This is a genomic window from Nitrosomonas sp. Nm166 (assembly GCF_900112825.1).
In the GTDB taxonomy this organism is placed as follows: domain Bacteria; phylum Pseudomonadota; class Gammaproteobacteria; order Burkholderiales; family Nitrosomonadaceae; genus Nitrosomonas.
Window position 1 is genome coordinate 1 of sequence record NZ_FONE01000115.1, and the last position, 1,411, is coordinate 1,411.

Here is a 1,411-nt window from a genome sequence, read left to right on the forward strand (position 1 = left end):
AACCGCTCAGGTTGTCAGTAGGATTTTTCCGGCGTAGTATCCAGTTATTAATAACGCAATAAGGTTTTCTTTCAAGTAAGTTTTTTGATAAATCTTTTTGAAGGAGTTCTTGATATGACTACAACTGTGATTGACTTATCCAGTCTCGATGGCAACAATGGCTTTCGTCTGGATGGAGTGGCAGCATATGATTATTCTGGTAGATCGGTTAGTAATGCAGGGGACGTCAACGGCGATGGTTTTGACGATGTGATTGTCGGTGCTTCTTTTGCTGACCCAAACGGTATTTACTCTGGTTCCAGTTACGTGATATTTGGCAAGGCTTCCGGTTTTAATGCTGCGCTGGAACTGTCTAGCCTCGATGGTAACAGTGGTTTTCGCCTGGATGGGGTGGCGGAAGATGACCAATCGGGCCGATCGGTTAGTAGTGCGGGGGATGTTAACGGTGATGGGTTTGATGATGTGATTATCGGTGCTCCTAACGCCAATCAGAGCGGCGGCGGTTATAACAGTTATGCCGGCGGTGCCAGTTACGTAGTATTTGGCAAGGCTTCTGGTTTTGATGCTGCACTGAGTCTGTCCAGCCTCGACGGCAGTAATGGTTTTCGTCTAGATGGAAGAGGAGATGCTCGGTCGGGCGGATCAGTCAGCAGTGCCGGAGACGTCAATAATGATGGGTTTGACGATATGATTATCGGTGCTTTCGGTGCTAACCCGAATGGCGACTTCTCTGGCTCCAGTTTTGTGGTGTTTGGTAAGGCTTCGGGTTTTGATGCCACGTTGGACTTATCCAACCTCGATGGCAGAAATGGTTTTCGCCTGGATGGGGTGGCGGAAGATGACCAATCGGGCCGATCGGTTAGTAGTGCGGGGGATGTTAACGGTGATGGGTTTGATGATGTGATTATCGGTGCTGATGGTGCTGACCCGAACGGCAAGAGCTCCGGTTCCAGTTATGTGGTATTTGGTAAGAACTCAGGTTTTGATGCCACCATTGATTTGTCCAGTCTCGATGGCAGCAACGGCTTTCGCCTCGATGGGTGGCGGAAGATGACCAATCGGGCCGATCGGTTAGTAGTGCGGGGGATGTTAACGGTGATGGGTTTGATGATGTGATTATTGGTGCACTCTTTGCTGACCCGAACGGCGACAGATCTGGCTCCAGTTATATAGTGTTTGGCAAAGCTTCTGGTTTTGATGCTGCACTGAATCTGTCCAGCCTAGACGGTAGCAACGGTTTTCGCCTGGATGGGGTGGCGGCTGGTGATGTTTCGGGCGGGTCGGTCAGCAGTGCCGGAGACGTCAACGGTGATGGGTTTGATGATGTGATTATCGGTGCTCCCTTTGCTGACCAGAACGATGTTGCTGGGGCTGGCTCCAGCTACGTGGTGTTTGGCAGAAGCAGCTTTAC

Annotated in this window: 2 protein-coding genes; both read left to right on the top strand. The window is 50.4% G+C overall.

What is annotated here, in order from left to right:
• The first annotated feature begins 114 nt into the window (after positions 1–114).
• Entirely contained in the window at positions 115–1,116 is a 1,002-nt protein-coding gene (locus BM021_RS14995) for an integrin alpha (RefSeq protein ID WP_371116600.1), read from the top strand.
• A partial coding sequence (locus tag BM021_RS16700) for an integrin alpha (protein WP_371116602.1) occupies positions 1,041–1,411 on the top strand: 371 nt, incomplete at its 3' end. The genes BM021_RS14995 and BM021_RS16700, both read left to right, overlap by 76 nt.

Excerpts from the sequence above, each read along its gene's own strand:
- BM021_RS14995 (WP_371116600.1), top strand. The coding sequence starts at position 115 with ATGACTACAACTGTGATTGACTTATCCAGTCTCGATGGCAACAATGGC.